At 68.8% G+C, this 20,620-nt stretch carries 29 protein-coding genes; 17 read left to right on the top strand and 12 right to left on the bottom strand.

The window, feature by feature from the left end; genetic code table 11:
• Positions 1-144 precede the first annotated feature (144 nt).
• A complete protein-coding gene (locus tag AB0J16_RS40815; protein ID WP_358550186.1) occupies positions 145-561 on the top strand; it encodes a hypothetical protein in 417 nt (138 codons plus the stop codon).
• A 132-nt stretch (positions 562-693) separates the two neighbouring features.
• Entirely contained in the window at positions 694-1,347 is a 654-nt protein-coding gene (locus tag AB0J16_RS40810) for an HNH endonuclease family protein (protein ID WP_358550185.1), read from the top strand.
• 11 nt (positions 1,348-1,358) lie between these two features.
• On the opposite strand, the gene AB0J16_RS40805 is transcribed toward AB0J16_RS40810, so the two are convergent.
• The 5 genes from AB0J16_RS40805 to AB0J16_RS40785 form a co-directional block, all read right to left on the bottom strand.
• Positions 1,359-1,772 (bottom strand): DUF2871 domain-containing protein, encoded by a 414-nt coding sequence (locus AB0J16_RS40805; protein WP_358550183.1) that lies wholly within the window; start codon positions 1,770-1,772, stop codon positions 1,359-1,361.
• 32 nt (positions 1,773-1,804) lie between these two features.
• Positions 1,805-2,311 carry a cupin domain-containing protein gene (locus AB0J16_RS40800; protein WP_358550181.1) on the bottom strand — a complete coding sequence of 169 codons (507 nt, stop codon included), beginning with the start codon at positions 2,309-2,311 and terminating at the stop codon, positions 1,805-1,807.
• 25 nt (positions 2,312-2,336) lie between these two features.
• A complete protein-coding gene (locus AB0J16_RS40795; protein WP_358550179.1) occupies positions 2,337-2,708 on the bottom strand; it encodes a DUF4267 domain-containing protein in 372 nt (123 codons plus the stop codon).
• A gap of 152 nt (positions 2,709-2,860) precedes the next feature.
• Complete coding sequence (locus tag AB0J16_RS40790) at positions 2,861-3,313, bottom strand: phosphotransferase (protein ID WP_358550177.1); 453 nt, start codon at positions 3,311-3,313, stop codon at positions 2,861-2,863.
• A gap of 13 nt (positions 3,314-3,326) precedes the next feature.
• Positions 3,327-3,821, bottom strand: a complete 495-nt coding sequence (locus AB0J16_RS40785) for a copper resistance protein CopC (protein ID WP_358550176.1) — start codon at positions 3,819-3,821, stop codon at positions 3,327-3,329.
• A gap of 175 nt (positions 3,822-3,996) precedes the next feature.
• On the opposite strand from AB0J16_RS40785, the gene AB0J16_RS40780 reads away from it, so the two are divergent.
• Complete coding sequence (locus AB0J16_RS40780; RefSeq protein ID WP_358550174.1) at positions 3,997-4,536, top strand: GNAT family N-acetyltransferase; 540 nt, start codon at positions 3,997-3,999, stop codon at positions 4,534-4,536.
• Positions 4,537-4,572: 36 nt separating this feature from the next.
• Here AB0J16_RS40780 and AB0J16_RS40775 read toward each other — a convergent pair whose 3' ends face one another.
• The gene (locus tag AB0J16_RS40775) at positions 4,573-6,195 is read right to left on the bottom strand and encodes a histidine kinase (RefSeq protein ID WP_358550172.1); all 1,623 of its coding nucleotides are present in this window, start codon (positions 6,193-6,195) and stop codon (positions 4,573-4,575) included.
• Positions 6,196-6,325: 130 nt separating this feature from the next.
• Between AB0J16_RS40775 and AB0J16_RS40770 the strand changes: the two genes are divergently transcribed.
• Together AB0J16_RS40770 and AB0J16_RS40765 are read left to right on the top strand one after the other, a co-directional pair.
• Positions 6,326-7,210 (top strand): ATP-binding cassette domain-containing protein, encoded by an 885-nt coding sequence (locus tag AB0J16_RS40770; protein WP_358550170.1) that lies wholly within the window; start codon positions 6,326-6,328, stop codon positions 7,208-7,210.
• Positions 7,207-7,950, top strand: a complete 744-nt coding sequence (locus tag AB0J16_RS40765; protein ID WP_358550168.1) for a hypothetical protein — start codon at positions 7,207-7,209, stop codon at positions 7,948-7,950. Before AB0J16_RS40770 ends, AB0J16_RS40765 begins: the two co-directional genes overlap by 4 nt.
• 55 nt (positions 7,951-8,005) lie before the next feature.
• Here the strand turns inward: AB0J16_RS40765 and AB0J16_RS40760 are convergent, their stop codons facing one another.
• Positions 8,006-8,662 carry a response regulator transcription factor gene (locus tag AB0J16_RS40760; RefSeq protein WP_358550166.1) on the bottom strand — a complete coding sequence of 219 codons (657 nt, stop codon included), beginning with the start codon at positions 8,660-8,662 and terminating at the stop codon, positions 8,006-8,008.
• A gap of 97 nt (positions 8,663-8,759) precedes the next feature.
• On the bottom strand, positions 8,760-9,314 hold the full coding sequence (locus AB0J16_RS40755; protein WP_358550164.1) for a TetR/AcrR family transcriptional regulator: 555 nt from the start codon (positions 9,312-9,314) through the stop codon (positions 8,760-8,762).
• Between the two features lie 104 nt (positions 9,315-9,418).
• Between AB0J16_RS40755 and AB0J16_RS40750 the strand changes: the two genes are divergently transcribed.
• The 4 genes from AB0J16_RS40750 to AB0J16_RS40735 all read left to right on the top strand — a co-directional run bounded on the left by AB0J16_RS40750 (position 9,419) and on the right by AB0J16_RS40735 (position 12,175).
• Complete coding sequence (locus AB0J16_RS40750; RefSeq protein WP_358550162.1) at positions 9,419-10,066, top strand: VC0807 family protein; 648 nt, start codon at positions 9,419-9,421, stop codon at positions 10,064-10,066.
• A gap of 37 nt (positions 10,067-10,103) precedes the next feature.
• The gene (locus AB0J16_RS40745; protein WP_358550160.1) at positions 10,104-10,505 is read left to right on the top strand and encodes an NmrA family NAD(P)-binding protein; all 402 of its coding nucleotides are present in this window, start codon (positions 10,104-10,106) and stop codon (positions 10,503-10,505) included.
• Between the two features lie 102 nt (positions 10,506-10,607).
• A complete protein-coding gene (locus AB0J16_RS40740; protein ID WP_358550158.1) occupies positions 10,608-11,216 on the top strand; it encodes an RNA polymerase sigma factor in 609 nt (202 codons plus the stop codon).
• Positions 11,216-12,175 (top strand): CU044_5270 family protein, encoded by a 960-nt coding sequence (locus tag AB0J16_RS40735; RefSeq protein WP_358550156.1) that lies wholly within the window; start codon positions 11,216-11,218, stop codon positions 12,173-12,175. The genes AB0J16_RS40740 and AB0J16_RS40735 overlap by 1 nt, the downstream gene beginning before the upstream one ends.
• A 140-nt stretch (positions 12,176-12,315) precedes the next feature.
• Here AB0J16_RS40735 and AB0J16_RS40730 read toward each other — a convergent pair whose 3' ends face one another.
• Positions 12,316-13,245 (bottom strand): type II CAAX endopeptidase family protein, encoded by a 930-nt coding sequence (locus AB0J16_RS40730; protein WP_358550154.1) that lies wholly within the window; start codon positions 13,243-13,245, stop codon positions 12,316-12,318.
• Between the two features lie 935 nt (positions 13,246-14,180).
• Here AB0J16_RS40730 and AB0J16_RS40725 point away from each other — a divergent pair.
• On the top strand, positions 14,181-14,927 hold the full coding sequence (locus tag AB0J16_RS40725) for a hypothetical protein (RefSeq protein WP_358550152.1): 747 nt from the start codon (positions 14,181-14,183) through the stop codon (positions 14,925-14,927).
• 40 nt (positions 14,928-14,967) lie between these two features.
• Positions 14,968-15,135: a hypothetical protein gene (locus AB0J16_RS40720; protein WP_358550150.1), complete on the top strand. Its 168-nt coding sequence runs from the start codon at positions 14,968-14,970 to the stop codon at positions 15,133-15,135.
• Positions 15,136-15,640: 505 nt separating this feature from the next.
• Here the strand turns inward: AB0J16_RS40720 and AB0J16_RS40715 are convergent.
• Both AB0J16_RS40715 and AB0J16_RS40710 read right to left on the bottom strand, forming a co-directional pair.
• The gene (locus tag AB0J16_RS40715; RefSeq protein ID WP_358550149.1) at positions 15,641-15,973 is read right to left on the bottom strand and encodes a YnfA family protein; all 333 of its coding nucleotides are present in this window, start codon (positions 15,971-15,973) and stop codon (positions 15,641-15,643) included.
• Positions 15,970-16,110: a hypothetical protein gene (locus AB0J16_RS40710; protein ID WP_358550147.1), complete on the bottom strand. Its 141-nt coding sequence runs from the start codon at positions 16,108-16,110 to the stop codon at positions 15,970-15,972. The genes AB0J16_RS40715 and AB0J16_RS40710 overlap by 4 nt, the downstream gene beginning before the upstream one ends.
• Before the next feature lie 196 nt (positions 16,111-16,306).
• Between AB0J16_RS40710 and AB0J16_RS40705 the strand changes: the two genes are divergently transcribed.
• The 6 genes from AB0J16_RS40705 (at position 16,307) to AB0J16_RS40680 (ending at position 20,434) form a co-directional block, all read left to right on the top strand.
• Positions 16,307-16,720 carry a TOBE domain-containing protein gene (locus tag AB0J16_RS40705; protein ID WP_358550145.1) on the top strand — a complete coding sequence of 138 codons (414 nt, stop codon included), beginning with the start codon at positions 16,307-16,309 and terminating at the stop codon, positions 16,718-16,720.
• A 10-nt stretch (positions 16,721-16,730) separates the two neighbouring features.
• A complete protein-coding gene (modA, locus tag AB0J16_RS40700; protein WP_358550143.1) occupies positions 16,731-17,537 on the top strand; it encodes a molybdate ABC transporter substrate-binding protein in 807 nt (268 codons plus the stop codon).
• Positions 17,538-17,645: 108 nt separating this feature from the next.
• Positions 17,646-18,407: an ABC transporter permease gene (locus AB0J16_RS40695; RefSeq protein WP_358550384.1), complete on the top strand. Its 762-nt coding sequence runs from the start codon at positions 17,646-17,648 to the stop codon at positions 18,405-18,407.
• Positions 18,408-18,435: 28 nt separating this feature from the next.
• The gene (locus AB0J16_RS40690; RefSeq protein ID WP_358550141.1) at positions 18,436-19,467 is read left to right on the top strand and encodes an ABC transporter ATP-binding protein; all 1,032 of its coding nucleotides are present in this window, start codon (positions 18,436-18,438) and stop codon (positions 19,465-19,467) included.
• On the top strand, positions 19,464-19,910 hold the full coding sequence (locus tag AB0J16_RS40685) for a hypothetical protein (RefSeq protein WP_358550139.1): 447 nt from the start codon (positions 19,464-19,466) through the stop codon (positions 19,908-19,910). Before AB0J16_RS40690 ends, AB0J16_RS40685 begins: the two co-directional genes overlap by 4 nt.
• Before the next feature lie 257 nt (positions 19,911-20,167).
• The gene (locus tag AB0J16_RS40680) at positions 20,168-20,434 is read left to right on the top strand and encodes an aldehyde dehydrogenase family protein (RefSeq protein ID WP_358550137.1); all 267 of its coding nucleotides are present in this window, start codon (positions 20,168-20,170) and stop codon (positions 20,432-20,434) included.
• On the opposite strand, the gene AB0J16_RS40675 is transcribed toward AB0J16_RS40680, so the two are convergent.
• Complete coding sequence (locus AB0J16_RS40675; RefSeq protein ID WP_358550135.1) at positions 20,425-20,556, bottom strand: hypothetical protein; 132 nt, start codon at positions 20,554-20,556, stop codon at positions 20,425-20,427. The two genes, AB0J16_RS40680 and AB0J16_RS40675, sit on opposite strands and share 10 nt — an antisense overlap.
• Positions 20,557-20,620 lie beyond the last annotated feature (64 nt).

The raw sequence follows: 20,620 nt of genomic DNA, 5'->3' as shown, positions 1-20,620 counted from the left end.
CGAAACCGCTGGTTGGATGTCCCGTACGCGTGTGGTGCTGATCACCTTGGATGTGCGGATTTCTGCACAGTTGATCGCTGGCCGTCTCCCTAATGTCTGTCCTGCCGGACGAACCCGGCAGCACCGACAAGGGGGAGGAACCCAATGCGTAAGACCTTTGCGATCGCGGCTCTGGCCGGCTCGATGGCCTTCACCGGTATCGCTCTCAGCCCGGCCGCCCAGGCGACCACCCAGTCCACGACCACCACCGCGAGCGCGACCAACTTCACGGTGAACTGGGGCAAGTTCTTCTCCAGTGACCGCAAGGCGTACACGTTCGGCAGGACGTGGAAGAGCGGTGGCAAGGTCTTCACGACGTGGCACGGGGTGGACAACGTCGGCGGCAAGAAGGGCTGGGTGTGGTTCGAGTACTACAAGAACGGCAGCTGGCACAAGTTCAACCAGTCGTGGGACGGCGAGGTCGTCGGCCGCTGGAGCGGGCGTGGGATCAAGAAGGTGTACACGTTCACCTGCTGGGCGGGCAAGTTCGACAACTGCGGCCGCAAGTACCGCATCTACTAGACCGGGCGACGTAACGAGCGGTGCCCCTGCCGTACTGGCGACTCCTCCCACACGGTCCGTCAGCACCGCGGATCCGCAGCGTCCCTGTCGTGAAAATCGCGGTCAGCGGAAGTAGCTGGTAAGGGTAGAAGCATGATCTTTTTGAGGCGGACAGTGGGAGTCGCCGTACTCACCCTTCTGGCCATCCCGATCACCGCCGCCACGGCCACGCCACCGGCGGCCGCCGACGTGCGCGAACGGTCGCAGGCCGAGGGCGGGACGGCGGGCCGCCGCATGCTGGCCCGGTTGAAGGTCGCCAAGCCGTTATCCAGCCGTGGTTACAGCCACCGGCGGTTCCTGCCCCGGTGGGCGCACCACAAGGGCAGGTGCGACGCACGAGAGGTGGTCCTGGCCCGCGACGGGCGACACGTACGCAGAAACGCCGCCTGCCACCCGGTCAAGGGCGTCTGGTACAGCCCGTACGACGGTAAACGGCTGAAAAGCGAAAGGCTGGTCGACGTCGACCATGTCGTGCCATTGGCGTACGCCTGGCGCTCCGGTGCCAGCAAATGGAGCCAAGCGCGGCGCCGCGCCTTCGCCAACGACCTCACCCGCCCCGAGCTGGTGGTGGTCAGCCACTCCGCCAACATCGCCAAGGGCGGCCAAGGGCCGCAGAGCTGGCGTCCGCCGCGGCGCGCCTATTGGTGCCGGTACGCGACCTCGTGGATCACCGTGAAGCATCACTACCGGCTCCTCGTGACCCGAAAGGAGAAGGTGGCCCTGCTCAACATGCTCCGCACCTGCTGAGGGCCCCATGATCAGGATTCGTCTTCGGCAGCGATCCGCTTGCCGAGGTTGATGAAGAAAAGGACCAAGCCCACGGTCAGCACGATGTGTCCCAATCCGGCGAGTCCGGAGATCATCGCACTGGTCTGAGCGCCCAAGACGGTCTGGGTGCCGTGGATGATCATCATCAGGACCGTTAACGCGAGACCGGCGTTGTAGACCCAGAAGGACCAGTTGAAGAGCCTGCTGGCCGACAAGGTGAACAGCTTCTCCAACGCCAGCACGATGAGGAAGAAGAGCATGCCGAGCGCGAGCAGGTGCGTGTGCACGACGCCGAGCTGGGTGTCGCCCGTGAAGTCGGTCAACTTGGTGAGCTCGCGATAGTACAGTCCGCTGATCACGCCAATGATCATGTAGATGTGTGCCGCATGGAGGAGCTTTTTCATGGTTAGGGCCTTTCTGGGGGGCTGGCGGCGCTTCAGGACCTGGCGTCGTTCCAGGTCGTGCTGGTGAGGAAGTAGGTGTCGTAGAGCTCCTGCACGTCAAGGAGGCTCTCCGGCGGCACCTTGCCGTACGCGATGCGCTCCAGGTGGCGGAAATACTCGAACCGCTCGACGCCCGGAGTGATGACGATGAGGATGTCGGCGTCCTCTCCCGGCGCCGCGGCGAAGGCATGGGGAAGACCGGCCGGCACGATCACGAGGTCCCCGCGCTCGGCGGTGACGACCTGCTCGCCGGACAACAGCTGCGCGGTGCCGTCGAGCATGTAGAACAGCTCGGCGGAGGCGCCGTGGCGATGCGGTTTGGCGCCGTCCGCGCCGTTCGCGAGCGTGACTCGCTGGGTCGACAGCGCGCCACCGGTTGAGCTGCTGTCGGCCAGCAGCCGGATGGTGGTGGGGGCCTGGCCGATCACTTCGGCGTCCCCGGATCTGACGATGACGGACCCGTTCGCGTTGCTGTCGAAGTTGGGCACGATGAGCGACATTTCGATGACTCCTTCAGATTCAGGCTCAGGCGAGGAACAGCAGGAGGGAGCTGATGAGGACGACCACGGCGGTGGCGAAGTGGATGCCGAACGCCACCGCCTTCGTGCCGCCGTTGCGCAGGACGATGATGGTGTCGGTGAGCGGGAGGAGGGCGACGACCAGCATGAACCAGGCCTCGGCGCGGACCCCGACGAAGAAGAGCAGGGCCAGGCCGACGATGCCGTAGACGGCGTCGCGTTGGCCCTTGACGGTCAGGTAGACGGCGTCCCCGTCTTTCTTGGCAGGCACGCCGTAGCCGGCGGCGGCGGTCTGTGGCACCCGCAGGAACTGCAGGCCGATGAAGAGGATGAACAGGTCGAGCACGACAGCGAGTCCGTAAGCGATGGGGGTAAGCACGATCCACTCCAATTTCTAGCGCTGCTAGTTGCAAGAGTGACGCTAACATAGCCGCGACAGTTGCGCTAGCGGCGCTAGAATCGCGGTCATGCGGCACCCGTTGCGGTCAGCTGGAACCGGAGGGTCTGGAAAGGCGTGACCCGTACGGAAACCTAGATCGACGCCAGAACACGGTCGATCGCCGAGCGACCAGCGGGCCCCCAGGTCTCCCCACCGGGGAGGCCCCGGTCTCCGGCCCGGCCGATACTGATGAGCATCAGGCCGCGCAGGATCGCCCACCCTCGTGCGCGCCGGATCATCGCCTCGTCCGTGACGCGTACGCGGTGAGGAATCGGGTGTCCGCTCCTGAGGACAGGAGCAGCCACGCGGCCGCGAGGTCCGGCGCCTCCGTGATCCCGATCGGCCGGCGCATGCTGATGGAGCGCCCGGAGGAAGCCCCCCAAGCTGTCGGCCGCGTGCCCGCCATGGGTGATGGAGGCCCGGTCGGTCGGCTCGCCGGGAACCCAGGCCGTAATGGTCCACGGCCACGGAAAGCGTTCGGACGGTTCACCAATCCGTACAACGGTCGGCACCGGGAGCGGAAGGCGAGGGGCCAGGACGGGCATCCACTGGTGCTCCTTAGCGGGTGACTTTCCGCGAGAGGTCCGCGAGGCGCTCGGTCTCCTCGCTGCTCAGCGCCACCTTCATCGCCCCGGCGATCGCCCGCATCTCGTCGATCAACGGAGCGGTACGATCCAGGTGCGCGTTGGTCAGGCCGGTCACCTTGAAGGGGATCTTGCCCTCGTTCGGATGGCCATCGGAGGAGACCACCCGCCAGGCGATGACGTACTTGCCCGCAGCCAGCGGCTTGGAGACAGCGGCAGTGACCGTGGCACCGGACACCTTGGCCTTGCCGACAGCGGCCTTCTTGCCGTCCGCCGTCGACAGCACGACCGTGGGGAAGCGGACTCGGGTATGGAACTCCAGCTTGATCCGCTTGACCACTGCCACCTTGGCGTTCTTCGCGGGCGAACTGCTCTTCAGGCCGTCGTGGGCGAGCGCGGCCGGCGCGCCCAGCATGACGAAGGCGGCGGTGCACAGGGCCGCCAGGACGAATCGCGGTAGGGATGCCATCGTGAGCTCCAGAAAGGGGATCCGGCCACGCCCTGGGCGCGGACCGACGGGACGCTCGCGCGGACGAGCAGGCAAGCGTTCGGTCACGGGGCACGCGGGCCGCCGAACCCTCCAGAGTCCCTCAGCCGGCGTGCGGCAGCGCGGGCGGACCACACACCAGCAGCAAGGACGTCCAGTGACCTACGAATACCGCCAACTCGACATCACACCCACCATGCATGCGCAGCTCATCGACCTGTACCAGCGTTGCTACGCGGCCCCGCCATGGTCGGAAACCCCTGAACAGCTCAACGGTTACCCCGCCAATCTCGCCGCATCCATGGAACGGCCCGGCTTCATCGCTCATACCGCCAGTGACGACGCCGGCCGGCTCGTTGGTGTCTGCTACGGCTGGCCCACCCCCGCCGACCTGACCGGAAACCACGTCTACGACACCCTCATCAAAACCTTCGGCCTGGACGCCACCACCGCGCTCACCCGCGACGCCTTCGAGGTCGTCGAGCTCTTCATCCACCCCGACCACCAGGGTCAAGGAATCGGCCGAAACCTGCTCACCCAGGCGACCGGCTCCTGGCCCACCGCCTGGCTCATCACCAGCCCCCAGGCTCCTGCCGCCGTCCTCTACCGCAAACTCGGCTGGCAAGAAGCCGGGGACCTGCCGACCGACTTCCACCCCCAGCTCAAGCTATCGGTCTTCGCCCTGCCCAGAGGCTGATTCAGACGCACTTCCCCCCGCCACAGGCCACGGCCGTCAGCGCCGTACGGTCGGCACCTCGTCCTTGTGCGACAGCCGACCGCCGGTGAAACACAGCCGGTACGCCGGCGACGGCGAGTTCGCCCTGATCCGATAGAAGCGGCACTCGTCAGCGCCCCGCGGATCCGCAGGCGCGCCTCTCGGCCGCCCACCGGCGTCCACCTGGTACGCGGGCAGCCGTGACCCGAGTGACGCCAGGCTCTGGCCGACCCGCAGCTCCGTGTACACCCCGGCGTCCAGCACCGAGCGGCGCGCGGTGTAGAGGTCGTAACCGGAGGTCACCAGCGTCAGAGCGGCGGCCGCCGCGATCGGCAGCCAGATCGCGTCGATCACTCTGCGCCGTACCTTGCGGCGGGCCAGGGCGAGCTCCCGCTGCGAGTCGGGTGGCGTGGCCGCGGCCCCCGCGGTGAGCGGCAGCCGGGCGGTGACGGCGAAGCCGCCGTCGGCGGGCCGCGCCCGCAGCCTGCCCCCGGCCAGCCGGACCCGCTCGTCCAGACTGACCAGCCCGTAGCCACCGGACCCCGACGCTACCGCCGGCCGGGCCACTGCCCCCGCCCAGGCCGCTGTCCCCAGCCGAGGCGCCGGCAGTGGCCCGGCCGGGGGCGCCGCGTTGACCACGGTGACCTCCGCCTCGCCGGACGCGTGGTCCGTGCCCAGCCGTACGGTGACCGCGGCGCCCGGCGCGTGCTTGGTGGCGTTGGTCAGGGCCTCCTGAACCACCCGGTAGGCCGCCCGGTCGGCCATCGGCGGCAACGGCTCCAGCTCGCCGTGGAGCGTCACCGCCATCCCCGACGCGGCGGCCCGCTCGACCAGCGCGGCCACGGTGTCGCCGGACGGCAGCACGGGCGCGCTCTCGCCTTCCTCCCGCAGCACCCCGATGATCTCGCGCAGCCGCTCGGTGGACCTCGCAGCGGAAACGCGCAGCTCGGCGGCCGCCTGGCGGGCGGACTCGTCCCGCCCCGGATGTACCTGAAGCGCGGCGGCGCTCAGCGCGATCAGGCTCAGCTCGTGCCCCAGCGAGTCGTGCATGTCACCGGCGATCCGGGACCGCTCCACCAGTCGCATCCGCTCACCGATCAGGCTCTGTTCTCGCTCCAGCCGCTCGGCGAGCTCCCATCCGCTGCGGATGAGGCCGTCGTGCTGGCGGACGTACCGGCCGGCCAGCCAGGGCAGCAGGATGTTCGTCACCGCGGTGGTGACCAGCGACAACCAGTTCGACAGCGTGCTGCCAGGGGTGAGATTCACCGCCACAAGTCCCGCCAGGCACACCCCGGTGAAGAACAGCAGCCCGGCACGCATGCCGGCGGTCCGTCGCCCCAGCAGGAACGCCAGCAGCAGCTGGGGAATCATGAAGGTGTCGGTGTACAGCTCCGGTGTCACCGCCAGAGCCAGCCCCACCGGCACGGCCGCGGCCACGACCGGCCACCGTCGGCCCACGGCCACGGCCAGCGCCAGAAGCGGTACGGCGGCGATCCGCACCCAGGGCAGCGGCAGGCCGGGAGGCTGCCTCACCTCGGGCGACTCGTTCGCCAGGAACACCGGCACGGTGACCGCCAGCCAGAGCAGCAGATCGGCCGGGAACGCCTTCATCGCCACGATGTCGCGGAACGACCGATTCATGGCGGTCACGCTACGCGGCGCCGCACGCCGCGACACCTGACGAAAGTAAGGGTCACCCGCTGCCGATCGTGCATGATCCCGGCCATCTCCGGATCCCTATGGTCGAGACCCCTGTCGGCGAAGGAGCCTGATGATCACCCTGCACGGACTGACCAAACGTTACGGCGACAAGACCGCCGTCGACGATCTCACCCTGGAGCTCACCCCCGGCACGGTCACCGGCTTCCTCGGCCCGAACGGCGCCGGAAAGTCGACCACCATGCGCATGATCATGGGCCTGGACTCCCCCACCTCCGGCACCGCCCTGATCGGCGGCCGCCCCTACGCGGACCTCGACCGTCCGCTGTGTACCATCGGCGCCCTGCTGGACGCCAAGGCCGTCCACCCCGCCCGCAGCGGCCGGGACCACCTGCGCGCCATGACCGTGAGCCAGGGCCTGCCTTCATCCAGGGTCGAGGAGGTCCTCGCCCTCACCGGGATGACGCAGGCGGCCAGCCGCCGCGCCGGAACGTACTCCCTGGGCATGAGCCAGCGGCTCGGCATCGCGGGCGCGCTGCTCGGCGATCCCGAGGTGCTGATGCTGGACGAGCCGGTCAACGGCCTCGACCCCGACGGGGTCCGCTGGATCCGCACATTGCTCAGATCGCTGGCCGCCGAGGGCCGTACCGTCTTCGTCTCCTCCCATCTGATGAGCGAGATGGAGCGCACCGCCGACCGGCTGATCGTCCTCGGCAAGGGTCGGCTGATCGCCGACGAGCCCATGGAGCGTCTGATCGCCGGCTCGGAGGTGCGGGTACGCGGACCGCGACTGCGACCGCTGGCCGACGTCCTGCCCGCCGCGCGCTGGACCGGCCCGGACGAGCTGACCGTCAGCGGCCACACCACCGAGCAGATCGGCCGGCAGGCGTACGAGCTGGGGTTGCCGCTGTACGAGTTGCGCGCCGTCGAGTCCTCGCTGGAGGAGTCCTACATGCGGCTGACCGCCGACAGCACCGAGTTCGGAGCCCACGCATGAACGCCCTGACCCGCGCGGCCGCCGCCGAGTGGCTGAAGCTCCGCTCCGTCCGCTCCACCTGGTGGTTCGCCGGCGGCGCGCTCTTGACGATGCTGCTGGTGGCGGTGCTGGAGGCGAAGGACACGGCCGTCTTTCTGCGCAAACAGGGCCTACCGGTAGAGCCGGTGTCGTCGGTCCTCGAAGGACTGGACTGGGTGCAGCTCATCTTCGGATCGCTCGGCATGCTGGCGGTGACCAGCGAGTACGCCACCCGTAGCATCGTGGTGACGCTGGCCTGCACGCCCTCCCGCGCCCGGCTGCTGCTGGCCAAGACGGCCGTCGTGGGCGCCACGATATTCGTCGCCGGCGGGCTCGTCGCCGTCCTCGGCGTGGCGGCCAGCGCGCCGCAGCTGGAGAAGTACTGGGAATTCGACGCCGGACAGGTGACCGGGCGAATCCTGGCCATCGCGGCGTACCTGGCGCTCATCGCCGTGCTGGCTCTCGGACTCGGCACGCTGATCCGCAGATCGGCCGGGGCCATCACAACACTGTTCGCCCTGCTGTACGTGCTCCCGATCGGGCTGCAGGGGCTCGCCACCTCGCTGGGCGCCGAGTTCCTCAACACGCTCGCCGACTACACGCCCGCCCCCGTCGGGGAGCGCTTCATCGCGGGGGAGGCGGCATCCGGCCTCGTACTCACCGCGTGGGCCGCGGTGGTGGTCGCCGCTGGGGTGTGGGTGATGCGCAAACGCGACGCTTAAGCGGATCGCGGGGGTACGCCGTGCGAACTCACGATGTTCTGACTGGCTTATCCCGTCAGTCGTGCGGGACCAACCCGGCCTCGTACGCCAGCACGGCCGCCTGGACCCGGTTCTTCAGCCCCAGGCGGCTCAGCACGGCACTCACATACGCCTTGACCGTCCCCTCCACCAAGAACAGCCGCCCGCCGATCTCCGCGTTGGACAACCCGGCGCCGACCAGCGCCAGCACCTCCCGCTCGCGCGGCGTGAGCACCGCGATCCGCTCCTTGGCCGCCGACTGCCGGCTCATCCGGCCGCCACTGACCTGCTGGATCACCCGATGGGTGATCTGCGGCGAGAGGAACGCCGCACCCCCGTGCACGGCCCGTATCGCCGCCATCAGCTCGTACGGATCTCCCGACTTGAGCAGGAAGCCGCTCGCCCCGCCGTCCAGTGCCCTGGAGATGTACTCGTCCTCGGAGAACGTCGTCAGCATCACCACCGCGACATCCGGGGCCGCCCGGCGCAGCTCCGCCGCCGCGCTCAGCCCGTCCAGCAGCGGCATCCGGATATCGAGCAGGGCCACGTCCGGCCGGTGCGTGCGGGCGAGCTCGAGCGCCTCCCGTCCGTTGCCCGCCTCCGCGACCACCTCGATGTCGGGGGCGGCGGCCAGGATGGCTCGCACACCCGCCCGGACGAGGACCTCGTCGTCGGCGAGCAGCACCTTGATCACGCCCCAGACGCTACCGCCGTGTCCCGCCCCACGAATCCGAGTTGCGGCATAGCCGGGATACCGGCAGGCGCGCACTGGTCATCCGCCGAGCGGCAGGTCACTTTCTGAGGCGGAGCAGGCGGTCCACGAGGGTGCGGGCGTGGTCGGGGCCGATGGGGCGGTTGAAGAACATCGCGTGGTAGTAGACCGGCGCGATGATCACTTCCATGAACTCCAGCAGGTCGGTAGAGCCCTCCCCGCGCTTGGCCGCCCGCTCCAGCATGTCCTGCAGTTGGACGGCCCGGTCGGTCAAGTAGGTCTGGTGTTCGTGGGTTCGGGTGCTGATCTGCGCGGCGCGTATGTACAGGGCGCCGAGCGGCCCGGCCACGTCCGCCGCCAGCTGGACCGCGTAGGCCTCCAGGTCGCCGCGCAGCGAGCCCGTGTCGGGCACCGGCGACTCTTGCGACAGCCGTTCCATCACCACGTCGTCGACCAGCGCCTCCAGCGTCCCCCAGCGGCGGTAGACGGTGGCCTGGTGGACGCCCGAACGCTCGGCGATCTGGGGGATCGACAGGCTGTGCCAGTCCTGTTCTGACAGGAGGTCGAGGACCGCTTCGTGGACCTGCTGGCGGACGCGTGCGCTGCGGCCTCCTGGCCTTCGTGCCTGTTGCATGCCTCCACTTTAACGCGAAGTTCCTTGCGTTAGCTCTTCCCAAGGGCTTATCTTGAAGCGAAATCCTTCGCAATAAGGAGCCCAGCTATGGAAAGGACCTGGTCATGAAAGGCGGCTTCGTCAAGACGATCCTGGCCGATGTGGCACCGCCCATCGCCGCGTACTACCTGCTGCGCGCTTTCCACGTGAGCGAGTACACCGCGCTGCTGACCGCCACCGTGGTCGGCCTCGCCCGCACCGCCTACATCGCCCTCCGCGAGCGCAGGCTGGACGGCTTCGCCGCCTTCACCGGCCTGGTCTTCGGCATCGGCCTGGTGCTGGCCTTCTTCACCGGCGACGAGCGCTTCATGCTGGCCATCAAGTCCGTCAGCACGTTCGCGATCGCCGCCGTCCTGACGGCCACCTGCCTGGTCGGCCGGCCCGCCGCGTTCGCGCTGGCCATCCGCTTCGGCGCCGAGGACGAGAAGACGGCGGCCCGCTGGCGGGTGCTGTACCGGGCGGAGCCGACCTTCCGGCGCATCTATCTAGTGATGACCCTGACCTGGGTGATGGCCCTGGTCGCCGAGTCGCTGATCCGCATCCCGCTCATCTACCTGCTCCCCGTGGACGTGATGACCGGGCTGTCGACCGCCCTGCTGGTCGGCACGCTCTGCCTGATCGCCGCCTGGAGCGCCTGGTACGGCAAGCGCGGCGAACTCGCCGCACTCGCCGGGGCCAGTACGGATTCACCGGACAGCTCCGCCCATTCCTGACTGACGCCGCCATCATCGACTACCAAGGAGAGAGTGCATGAGCGATCAAAATGGGCCGATATTAGTCATAGGGGCCACCGGCCAGCAGGGCAGCGGAGCCGTACGAGAACTGCTCGAACGGGGTCGCGCCGTCCACGCGTTCGTCCGCGACACCGACGCGTCAGCCGCCAAGGCGCTGCGCGAGGCGGGGGCCGAGCTCGTTGTCGGCGACCTGGACGACCCGGCGTCGTTACGGGCCGCGATGCGCGGGGTCCATGGGGTCTCCCTCGTGCTGACCATGTTGGAAGGCCGGAAGGTGACCGCCAGGGGCATCGCGGCCGAAGCGCGGCGCGGCAGGTCCGTGGTGGACATCGCCCGGGAGAGCAGCGTCGGCCACATCATGGCCCTGCGGGTCCGCCATGACATTCACCAGCTCACCCCGCTCACCCTCCACAGCTGACGTCCGGGATGTGGATGGGAACCTTTCTCCAGCATCCGGATAAGTACGGCTGTGACCCCCATTCCAGATAAGGAGCCGACCCCGGCGGGCCTGACGCTCCGCATGGCGACACCCGCGGTTTCGGCGGCCTTCGACGCGCCGGACCCGATGGAGGACTCGGCGATCATCGAAGCGTCGCTGCGCGAGCCGGAGCGTTTCGCCGAGTTGTTCAACCGGCATGCCGCCGTACTGCACCGCTACGTCGTCCGGCGGCTCGGTCCAGATCACGCGGAGGACGTGGTGGTCGAGACGTTCACCAGGGCGTTCGAGAAGCGGCGCACGTACGCCTTCGACCGCTCGGACGCCTTGCCGTGGCTGTACGGCATCACCACGAACATCATCGGCACCCACCGCAGGGCAGAGGTACGCGGTTACCGGGCCCTCGCCCGAACCGGCGAGGACCCCGTGGCGGTGGCCTTCGACGAGCGGGTGGCCGCCCGGGTCTCCGCCTCGGCGACCCGGGAACGGCTCGCGGCCGCCCTGGCCAAGCTGGGTCGAGGCGAGCGCGACGTGCTGCTGCTGATCGCCTGGGGTGATCTCAGCTACGAGGAAACGGCGCACGCGCTGGGTGTGCCCATCGGCACCGTACGGTCCCGGCTGTCCCGCGCCCGCCGCAAGATCGCCTACGCGCTGGGCGGCAGCAACCCGACTGACGTGACCGAGGAGGTCTGATGAACGATCTGGACATGGTCCGCGACCTGCGGTCGCAGGTGCGGCAGAGCGAAGAACGCGATCTCCAGGGCGCCCGGCGGCGGATGCTGGCCTCGATGGCTCAGGAGCGACCGACTCGCCGGCTCCCCCGTATGGCGCTGCGCGTCGCCGCCGTCGGCGTCCTCGGCGTCACGATCGCGGCCGGCGTCACAGTGGTGCAGTCCGTCCGTACGGATGACCAGGGGAAGGGAGGAACCGCCACCGCCCCGGCATGGCTGGCCGCGGCCAACGCGGAGACCCTGGCCAAGCACGCGACAGCGGCGGCGGCCCGCCAGACGGACGTCTACCCGCGAGCCGATCAGTGGGTCTACACCAAGAGGGACTTCTACCGCACACCCAAGATCGCCTCGGCGAACTCGCGGTCCACCGTGGAACTGTGGACCCGGGGGGACGGCAAGGAAAGGGCCATGCGGGAGCAAGGCAGCAAGACGATCACAAGGCGCAAAGGCGGGGAGGATCCCCGCGTACGTTTCGACCCCGCCTACCTACGCTCACTCCCCTTGGATCCGGACGCTCTACTGGAACGCCTGAAAAAGGACACAGCGGAGGTGATCCCTCTGCCCGAGGCGCGGGCGATCTCCCATCAGGTCCTGATGATCCTGCAAGAAGGCGCTCCAGGGGCTCGCCTGCGCGCCGCCTTCTACACCGTCCTGTCGAAATTGGACGGGGTCGGTGTGGAGAAGGTACGCGATCTGCTGGGCAGAGAAGGCTTGGCCATCTACACGGATGACACCGACGAGGGGATTCGCCAGGAAATCATCATCGACCCGAACACCTTCGCCCTGCTCGGGGGGCGCCGCGTCTACATCGGCGGAGCGGATGCGCGGTCCCCGTACGGCAAGCTGCCCAAGGGCGAGGTGGTCCTCTCGGTGGCGCAGGTGGCCGTCGGCATCGTGGACCAGGCGGGGGACGTTCCGTAACCGGGGCGGTGGCCGTCGGCATCGTGGGACCACGCGGAGGACATTCCGTAACCGGGGCGGTGGCGATTCCGAGGCGAAGACGCACAGAGGGCGTGGGACCAGTTCCCGGTCCCACGCCCTCGCCCCCGCGGTGTGGTCGTTCAGCTCTGATGGGTGACCTCCGGCGCGGGTTCCTCGGTCTTGCGGTAGCCGAGACGGCCGCGGGTCGCGACGAGAATGATGATCGCTGCCGTACCGCTCGCCAGCAGGGTGACGTGGGATGTCTGCTGCGCGTTGGCGATCGACGGGAACATGTCCGCGTAGGCGAGCGACATGAAGTTGTTGACGCTGACGTGCAGCACCATGACCAGCGGCAGGCTCTGGCCGGTCCGGTTGAACACCCAGGTGACGATCACGCTGAACAGGCAGGCGAAGGCGATGAACTCGGCGACCGTGAGCCAGGTGACGTTCGGCCACCCGCCCCACTCGCTCAGGAACAGCGGCACGTGCCAGAAGCCCCACAGCGGGCCGAGGATGAGGGTGCCGACCAGCGGACCGAACTTGCGCTGCAGGCGGGGCAGGGCGAAGTCACGCCAGCCGGGCTCTTCCGCCAGACCGGTGGTGACCATCTGGAGCAGCAGACTGGGCAGATAGGCCACCAGCACGGCGACGGGCGGCATGTGGATGTCTTCGTTGGACAGCGCGTAACCGGCGACGATGATGGCGGCGGGAACACCAGCGGCGGCCCCGAGGTACCAGACCCAGCTGACCCGCCACTTCATCATCCGCCCGACCCACCGACGAAGGCCCGCCTTGCCGTCCGCCACCGCGGTCACGATGAACGCGGCGAAGATGGGTCCGAGATAGGCGCCGGGGAGAACACCGGCGAACTGCGTGGTCCCGAGCACCGAGGGGAAGGTGAAATCTAAAACCCCCAGGCCGGTCGCCGAGAGAATGTAGGGCGTCCAGGCGAGCCAGCTCATCAGATTCGCCAGTACGAAGAAACTGAGCAGCGGACGACGACGGATGAAACCCCGTAGCCCTGTCTGACTCGCGTAATGCTCGCTGCCCGGCCGACTGTCGACTGTCATTTCATTTTCTCCTGAGAGAGATGCGCTTGACTGACAGTGATCAGCACACCAGTCAGGGGCCCTCCCGGTCGCTCCCATGTACGCCCCAATGGGGGTATAGCTAGGGGTACCTATGCCGCTTCACCTGGGCATACAGACGTCCCGGTACACGTCGTCGCAAGCCCGTCCCGGCGATTCGGATCCATGACTCACCCTCCGGGTCCACGCCCACGTGATCTGTCGCGAGCCACGGCCTACGTTGCGGAGTTCACCGTGGCCCACTACTGCTTGCGCCACGATCCTGTCTCGTCTCCACCTCGGCATCGCCCCCTTTGTAATGTCGACAGGTAAGCCGCCCGCGCGTAGCGGTCCGCTCCTCAACGGGACCTACAGCCTTCCTTGATCCGCTCACCGTGAGGACACCCTCATGACCGACGAAGCGGTACCCCCCAATGTCGACCCCGTCGCGCCCGCCACAGCGGCCGACCCTCCGCAAGATGAGCGCCCCTACCTGACGGAGATGTTCGGCCTGGCCAAGCAGCTGGACGGCACCTGGCCGCTCTTCGCCCGGAGCCTGAACCCCGCCACCGACCCGGCACGCCTGCGCGGCCGTTTCCGGGCGGCGGCCGCGTCCACCGCCCGCCGGTCGGTCCAGCGCAGGTTCTTTGAGGGGAACCTGACTCTGTTCGCCGTGCTGTTGGTGCTCGCCGCGGCCTTCACCGTCCTGGTGGCGGTCTTCTCCATCAACTCCTGGCAGGAGTTCATCCAGGCCGTCCTGGGCCCCGCGGTCTTCCTGACGATCTGCGACTGGGCCGAGAAGCGCCGGCATCGCCCGCTCTTCCGCTTCATCGATTATGCTGCTCAGCGTGGGGGGACTCGGCTGTTTTCCGGCCGCCCTTTACATCCGCTACGCCAGTGGCCCCGCATGGGCCGTCGACCTGGCGGACCGATGGTGGATGCCGATCCTCCAGGGCATCGGCACCACCTGCGTTGCCCTGGTCCTTATATGGATCCTGGTCAACGCGGCGATGTGGCTGTGGGACCGCGAGTCTCGCATCTCTTTGACCGAACCTCTGTTTGACAAGCTGACGGCCATCCTCGCCCGCACCGAACTCGACCATCGCGGCCGTCTGGCGCCCAATGCCCGTCAGGAGATCCTCACCCTGCTGGCCAAGGCCGCCTTCCTTCTGCGGGCAGGCATCCCGGCCGTCACCCGCAACGGAACCCCTCTGACCAGGGCCGTCGTCCGTGCCCGTGCGATCGAGGCCTCCCAAGCCGTCATCGACCTCCAGCTGTGGATCGCACTGCCCTCCATGACCACCCACGACGACTTCCGCAGGCGCATCGCCGACCTGACCTGCACCATCCTCACGGGCGAATACGACCGACTCCCCACCCGCAAGACCACCCCCGAAGCTACGCGCCGCACCTGGCACGTCCGCACGATGGATGCCGCCCGGACCCTGATCATCGCTCTGGTCCCCCTTGCCTGTCTTCTCATCACCGACCGGCTGGGTTTCACGCTCCCGTCTCCTCTCGACGGTGGAGCCTTGATCGCCGCACTGGCTTGGGCCATCGTCCTCTTCTTGAGTCTCCTCGACCCGCTTTTCCCCGCCCACCTGGCCGCCGTCCGCGACCTCATCACACTCGTCCCGTTCACCCGAGCCACAGGGAACAACCCAGGCAACCGACCCAGTCTGTGACCGGGTCGTGGGGAGCGCAGACCCTTCGCCCGCTCGCAGGTTGTTCGTCGTCGCCGCCGGCCGCCACCTCGAGACCCGCGTCGAACAAACCGGCACCGACATCCTGTACGGCCTCGTCATCGAGACCTTCGAAGGCGAAGAACGCGCCGAGTTCTATCCGAACGGCATCGGCTTTTACGAACCCTGGGACGGCTTGTACGACACCTGACCACGCGGTTCGCAGGCAAGGGCGGACACCTGGTCAGCGAGACCTCGTCTTGCTCAGATGGTGGTGCGAGTCGGTGGAGGGTGATCCATGGCGGCAACATACTTACGCTCAATTGCAGCAGCAACCTCACGCGCAGGCCGCCCTGCTCGATCCTGATCCTTCAGCCGCCGTCAGCCATCTGGCAGTACGGCGGCTCGACGACTTCCCTGGTCCTCGCCTGGGACGAGGCCCGGGAGACCCTTAAGGCCACGCCTTGCTGCCTTGCGCATCACTGGCAGCGATATCTCTTGCCCGTGAGGCCAACGGAGAACGCGTAGGCGAAGCCTGCGCCTGGGAGGGCGTCCGAGCGCAAGCGAGGTCCTGCAGGGGTCGGGCCGTTGGCCCGACTGGGAGCTACGCCTGAGCTCCCGAAGCGCGAAGCGCCGACTGCGAAGCCCGTTGTGCGCCGCAGGCGCCCCCTGGAAGAACGCCCGGAGCGAAGCGCAGGCCCTTTGCGCCGTGCCGGTCAGCCGCGGGGCGCGTACATGATCACCAGGACGCCCGCCAAACAGATCAGCGAGCCGATGACGTCCCAGAGGTCGGGGCGGAAGCCGTCTGCCACCATGCCCCAGATCAGCGAGCCGGCCACGAACACGCCACCATAGGCGGCCAGGACGCGTCCGAAGTGGGCGTCGGGTTGGAAGGTGGCGACGAAACCGTACAGTCCGAGCGCGATCACGCCCGCGCCGACCCAGATCAGGCCGCGTTGCTCGCGTACGCCTTGCCAGACCAACCAGGCGCCGCCGATCTCGAACAGCGCGGCCAAACCGAACAACAGCAGAGAACGGGCGATCGTCATAGCAGCCATTGCACCAGGCCGGGCCGGAGCAGGTCCGCGCCGGGGCTGGTGAGCATCCGCATCCCGGTCGCCATGAGGACGACCGTGCCGACGGTGTTCTGTTTGGCGGAGGATGGACCGGCAGCGACCGCGGCCATGTCTGTGGTGGCGGGCGTGAGCGTGGCCGGCAGGGCGGCGGCGAGCGCGGACGCGACTGCCCAGCGACGGGAGAACCGAGGTTCGCGAGGCTGCGCTCCGATCTCGTGGATGCCAGGGCAAGGCCGTAAGTCATGCCGCTGCTGCGGTAGAAGACGGGTATTCAGGCTTGAATGTGCGGAAGGTATGGTGAGGCTTGTGACGACGTTTCGGATCAGCGAGGCCGCGGCACTGCTCGGGGTCAGCGCCGACACCGTTCGCCGGTGGGTGGACGCGGGTCGGCTGGGCGCCGAGCGGGATGAGCACGGTCACCGGCGGGTCAACGGCGCCGACCTGGCCGCCTTCGCTCGCTCGCAGATCGAGGAGAGCGACGGCGGTAGTCGCTCCTCGGCGCGTAACCGCTTTCGCGGGATCGTGACCGAGGTGCTCCGCGATGCGGTGATGGCGCAGGTGGAGATCGCCGCCGGGCCGTTTCGGGTGGTTTCGCTGATGAGCCGCCAGGCCGCGGATGAGCTGGGCCTGGAGGTGGGGGTGGTGGCGGTCGCCGTGATCAAGTCCACCAACGTCGTCGTGGAGATTCCCGGTCACGAGCGCGTGGCCAGTTATTTGTGAGGAGCCCTCCTTGGTGTTCAGGCGTCTTTCCCGATGCGCGATCGCCCTGCCCGTCGCGCTCGCGCTGGCGGGCCTGTCCGGTTGCGGCTCCGGTCAACCAGCCACCTCCTCCACAGCATCGGCGTCGGCTTCCGCCGCGGGCGGGGCCAAGGAGGTGACGGTGTTCGCGGCGGCGTCGCTGACCGGGACGTTCACCGAGCTCGGCAAGACCTTCGAGGCCGCGCATCCGGGGACGACGGTGAAGTTCAACTTCGGCTCCAGCGCGACGCTGGCCCAGCAGATCGTTCAGGGAGCGCCGGCGGATGTGTTCGCCGCGGCGAGCCCGGCCACGATGAAGACGGTGACCGACGGGTCGCTGGCGAGTGCGCCGACCACGTTCGTACGTAACAAGCTGGAGATCGCCGTGCCGAAGGACAATCCGGCCAAGGTGGATGAGTTGAAGGACCTGGCCGACAGCAAGGTGAAGGTGGCGTTGTGCGCCGAGCAGGTGCCGTGCGGGGCGGCGGCGGTCAAGGCGCTGGACGCGGCCGGGCTGAAGGTCAAGCCCGTGACGCTGGAGCAGGACGTCAAGGCCACGCTGACCAAGGTCGAGTTGGGTGAGGTGGACGCGGCGCTGGTGTACAAGACCGATGTGATCGCCTCGGCGGGCAAGGCGCAGGGGCTGGAGTTCCCTGAGGCGGACAAGGCGATCAACGACTATCCGATCGCCACGCTGGCCAAGGCTCCGGCCGGTGACCTGGCCAAGCAGTTCGTGGATCTGGTGCTGTCGCCGCAGGGCAAGGACGTGCTGACCAAGGCCGGCTTCGAGGCGCCCTGATCACTCATGAACCCTTCCGTGCCGGAGCAGGTCGACCTGTCGAGCTCGCCACGCGGGCCCGGCGGTCGGCCGACCGTGGGGCGCGAGGTCTCCGGGCGCCTGCCGTGGATGCTGGTCGTGCCCGCCGTCGTGGGTCTGGTCTTCCTCGTACTGCCGCTGGCCGGGCTGCTGATCCGCGCCCCCTGGTCCACGCTGCTGGAGCGGCTGGCCGAGCCGCAGGTGCTGGAGGCGTTGCGGCTGTCGCTGGTGTGCGCCACCATCGCCACCGCCGTGTGCCTGCTGCTCGGGGTGCCGCTGGCCTGGCTGCTGGCCCGGGTGTCGTTTCCCGGGCGGCGGCTGGTCCGGGCCCTGGTCACCGTCCCGCTGGTGCTGCCGCCGGTGGTCGGCGGTGTGGCGCTGCTGCTCGTACTGGGGCGGCGCGGGTTGGTCGGGCAGTGGCTGGAGGCCACGTTCGGCATCACGCTGCCGTTCACCACCGCCGGGGTGATCATCGCCGAGGCGTTCGTGGCGATGCCCTTCCTGGTGATCAGCGTGGAGGGGGCGTTGCGGGGTGCCGACCGACGTTTCGAGGAGGCCGCGGCCACGCTCGGCGCCTCGCGGTGGATCGTGTTCCGGCGAGTGACGCTGCCGATGGTCATGCCGGGTGTCGTGGCCGGGGCCGTGTTGTGCTGGGCGCGGGCGTTGGGCGAGTTCGGCGCGACGATCACGTTCGCGGGCAACTTCCCCGGCACCACCCGCACCATGCCGCTGGCGGTCTATCTGGCGCTGGAGACCGAGCCGGAGGCGGCCATCGTGCTCAGCCTCGTCCTGCTGGCCGTCTCGGTGATCATCCTGACCAGCCTGCGCGATCGGTGGGTGAGCGCGCCATGACCCTGCGTCGCCGGCGGGCGAGCGCGCCATGACCCTGTACGCCCGGCTGGTGGTCACCCGGCCCGCCTTCACCCTCGATCTCACCCTGGAGGTCGCTCCGGGCGAGGTCGTGGCGCTGCTCGGCCCCAACGGCGCGGGCAAGACCACCGCCCTGCGTGCCCTGGCCGGGCTCACCCGCCTGTCCGACGGGGAGATCGTCCTGCGCGGCAGGCCGCTGCACACCCTGCCCGCCGAGGAACGCCCGATCGGCATGGTCTTCCAGGACTACCTGCTCTTCCCGCACCTGACGGCGCTGGACAACGTCGCGTTCGGGCCGCGCTGCCACGGCGTGCCCAAGGCCGAGGCCCGCCGTACCGCCGCCGCACTGCTGGAACGCGTCGGCCTGGCCGAGCGCGCCACCGCCAAGCCACGGCAGCTGTCCGGCGGCCAGGCTCAGCGGGTGGCGCTGGCGCGGGCGCTGGCCGTACAGCCCGATCTGCTGCTGCTGGATGAGCCGCTGGCCGCGCTCGACGCCCACACCCGGCTGGAGGTCCGTTCCCAGCTGCGCCGCCACCTGGCCGACTTCGACGGCGCGACCGTACTGGTCACCCACGATCCTCTCGACGCGATGGTGCTGGCCGACCGGCTGATCGTGATCGAGAACGGCGCCATCGTCCAGCAGGGCAGTCCGGCGGAGGTCGCCCGCCGCCCCCGTACCGATTATGTGGCCCGCCTGGTCGGGCTCAACCTGTACCGCGGCGTGGCCGACGGATCGCGGGTCAAGGTCGGCGAGCTGCTGCTGTACACCTACGAACACCTCGACGGGCCCGCGTTCGTCGCCTTCCCGCCCTCCGCCGTCGCCCTCTACCGGACCCGCCCGGACGGCAGTCCGCGCAACCTGTGGCAAGCCCGCATCGAGGGCATCGAACGCCACGGCGACAACGTACGCGTACACCTCGACGGCCCCATCATCGCCTTCGCCGACATCACCCCCGCCGCCGTCGCCGACCTCGACCTGACCCCGGGCCAGCAGATCTGGGCCTCGGCCAAGGCCACCGAGACCCACGCCTACCCCGCATGAACCCGCCCGCGCCGGACGACCTGCATGACTGCAACGCCATCTGCCTCGGCGGACCCTGCCACGGCCTGCTCACCCACGTCGACCAGGACATCGGCATCCTGACCATCCCCGTCCCACGCCGCTCACCGGACGGGCCCGAGCAGCGCGCCGGCTACCGCGTCACCCGCGAACGGGTGCGCTACTGGGGCCAGGCCGAGCCGTACATCGCCCTGCACCGGGCCGGCCCGCCCTGCTCCTGGGATGCTCAGCCCCATAACCGGTCGTCGGCGTACACCCTGATGTCGGTGATCTGGCTGATGTGCCGGCCGCCGCACCGATCGCCCGGCATCACCAGGTGCGGCCCCTCGTCGTCGAGCCCCCGGCAGTCCATGCTGACGGCCAGCAGCGCCGAGGTGTGGCCGAAGTCCGGGTCGATCTCGCCCCACGAAAGCACCGCACGATGACCGTCCCGGGCCCAGTACCGAGATCAGGAAACGCAGCCGGTCCTTGCGCTCGCCCGGATCGAACATCGGCTCGGCCGCCCGCAGCACGTCGAGGAGCAGCGGCCCGGAGAAGTAGTGCCGCCGCAGCCCGGAGGTGCGGCATTCGAATCTCACCGTGGTCTCCCGCTGCGGCATCGAGCGGAGCGTCGCGACGCTCAACCAGGCTGGTAGGCGTACATCGCCCAACAGAGCCACCTGGCCGTCCGTTGGAAGATCGGTTGACGTGGGCGGCCGGCACGGTCTGGATCAACTGCTACAACGTCTTCGACGCGGCCCTGCCGTTCGGCGGCTACAAGCAGTCGGGCCGGGGTCGCGAGATGGGCCATGAGGCGCTGGAGGCGTACACCGAGGTCAAGGCGGTCTGCACCCAGCTGCGACCGAGGAACTCCCGGGCTGTTTGGGAAAAGCGGACCCGGGGATCGAGGGGCGGACGCGACGAGTCACACCGGCCGCGCCCGCCCTTCGTGTGCCGGGACTACGGATGAGTCGTGTCGACCCAGGTGAGCACGGTGAACGGGACGGCGCTCGAAGGATGGTGAAGGCTGCCGAAAGTGATCCGGTAGGCGATGTCCTCGGTGTCGCCGGGCGGTCCGAAGGGCACCTGCACGATGCCGACGTCCTGGTGGATACTGCCGCCGGTGGCGCATCTGCATCAGGCGCAGGGCGGCTTC

The organism is Nonomuraea sp. NPDC049750, assembly GCF_040659625.1.
GTDB lineage: Bacteria > Actinomycetota > Actinomycetes > Streptosporangiales > Streptosporangiaceae > Nonomuraea.
Note: the sequence above shows the minus strand (reverse complement) of the source record. Positions and strands in the feature narration are given on the sequence as shown.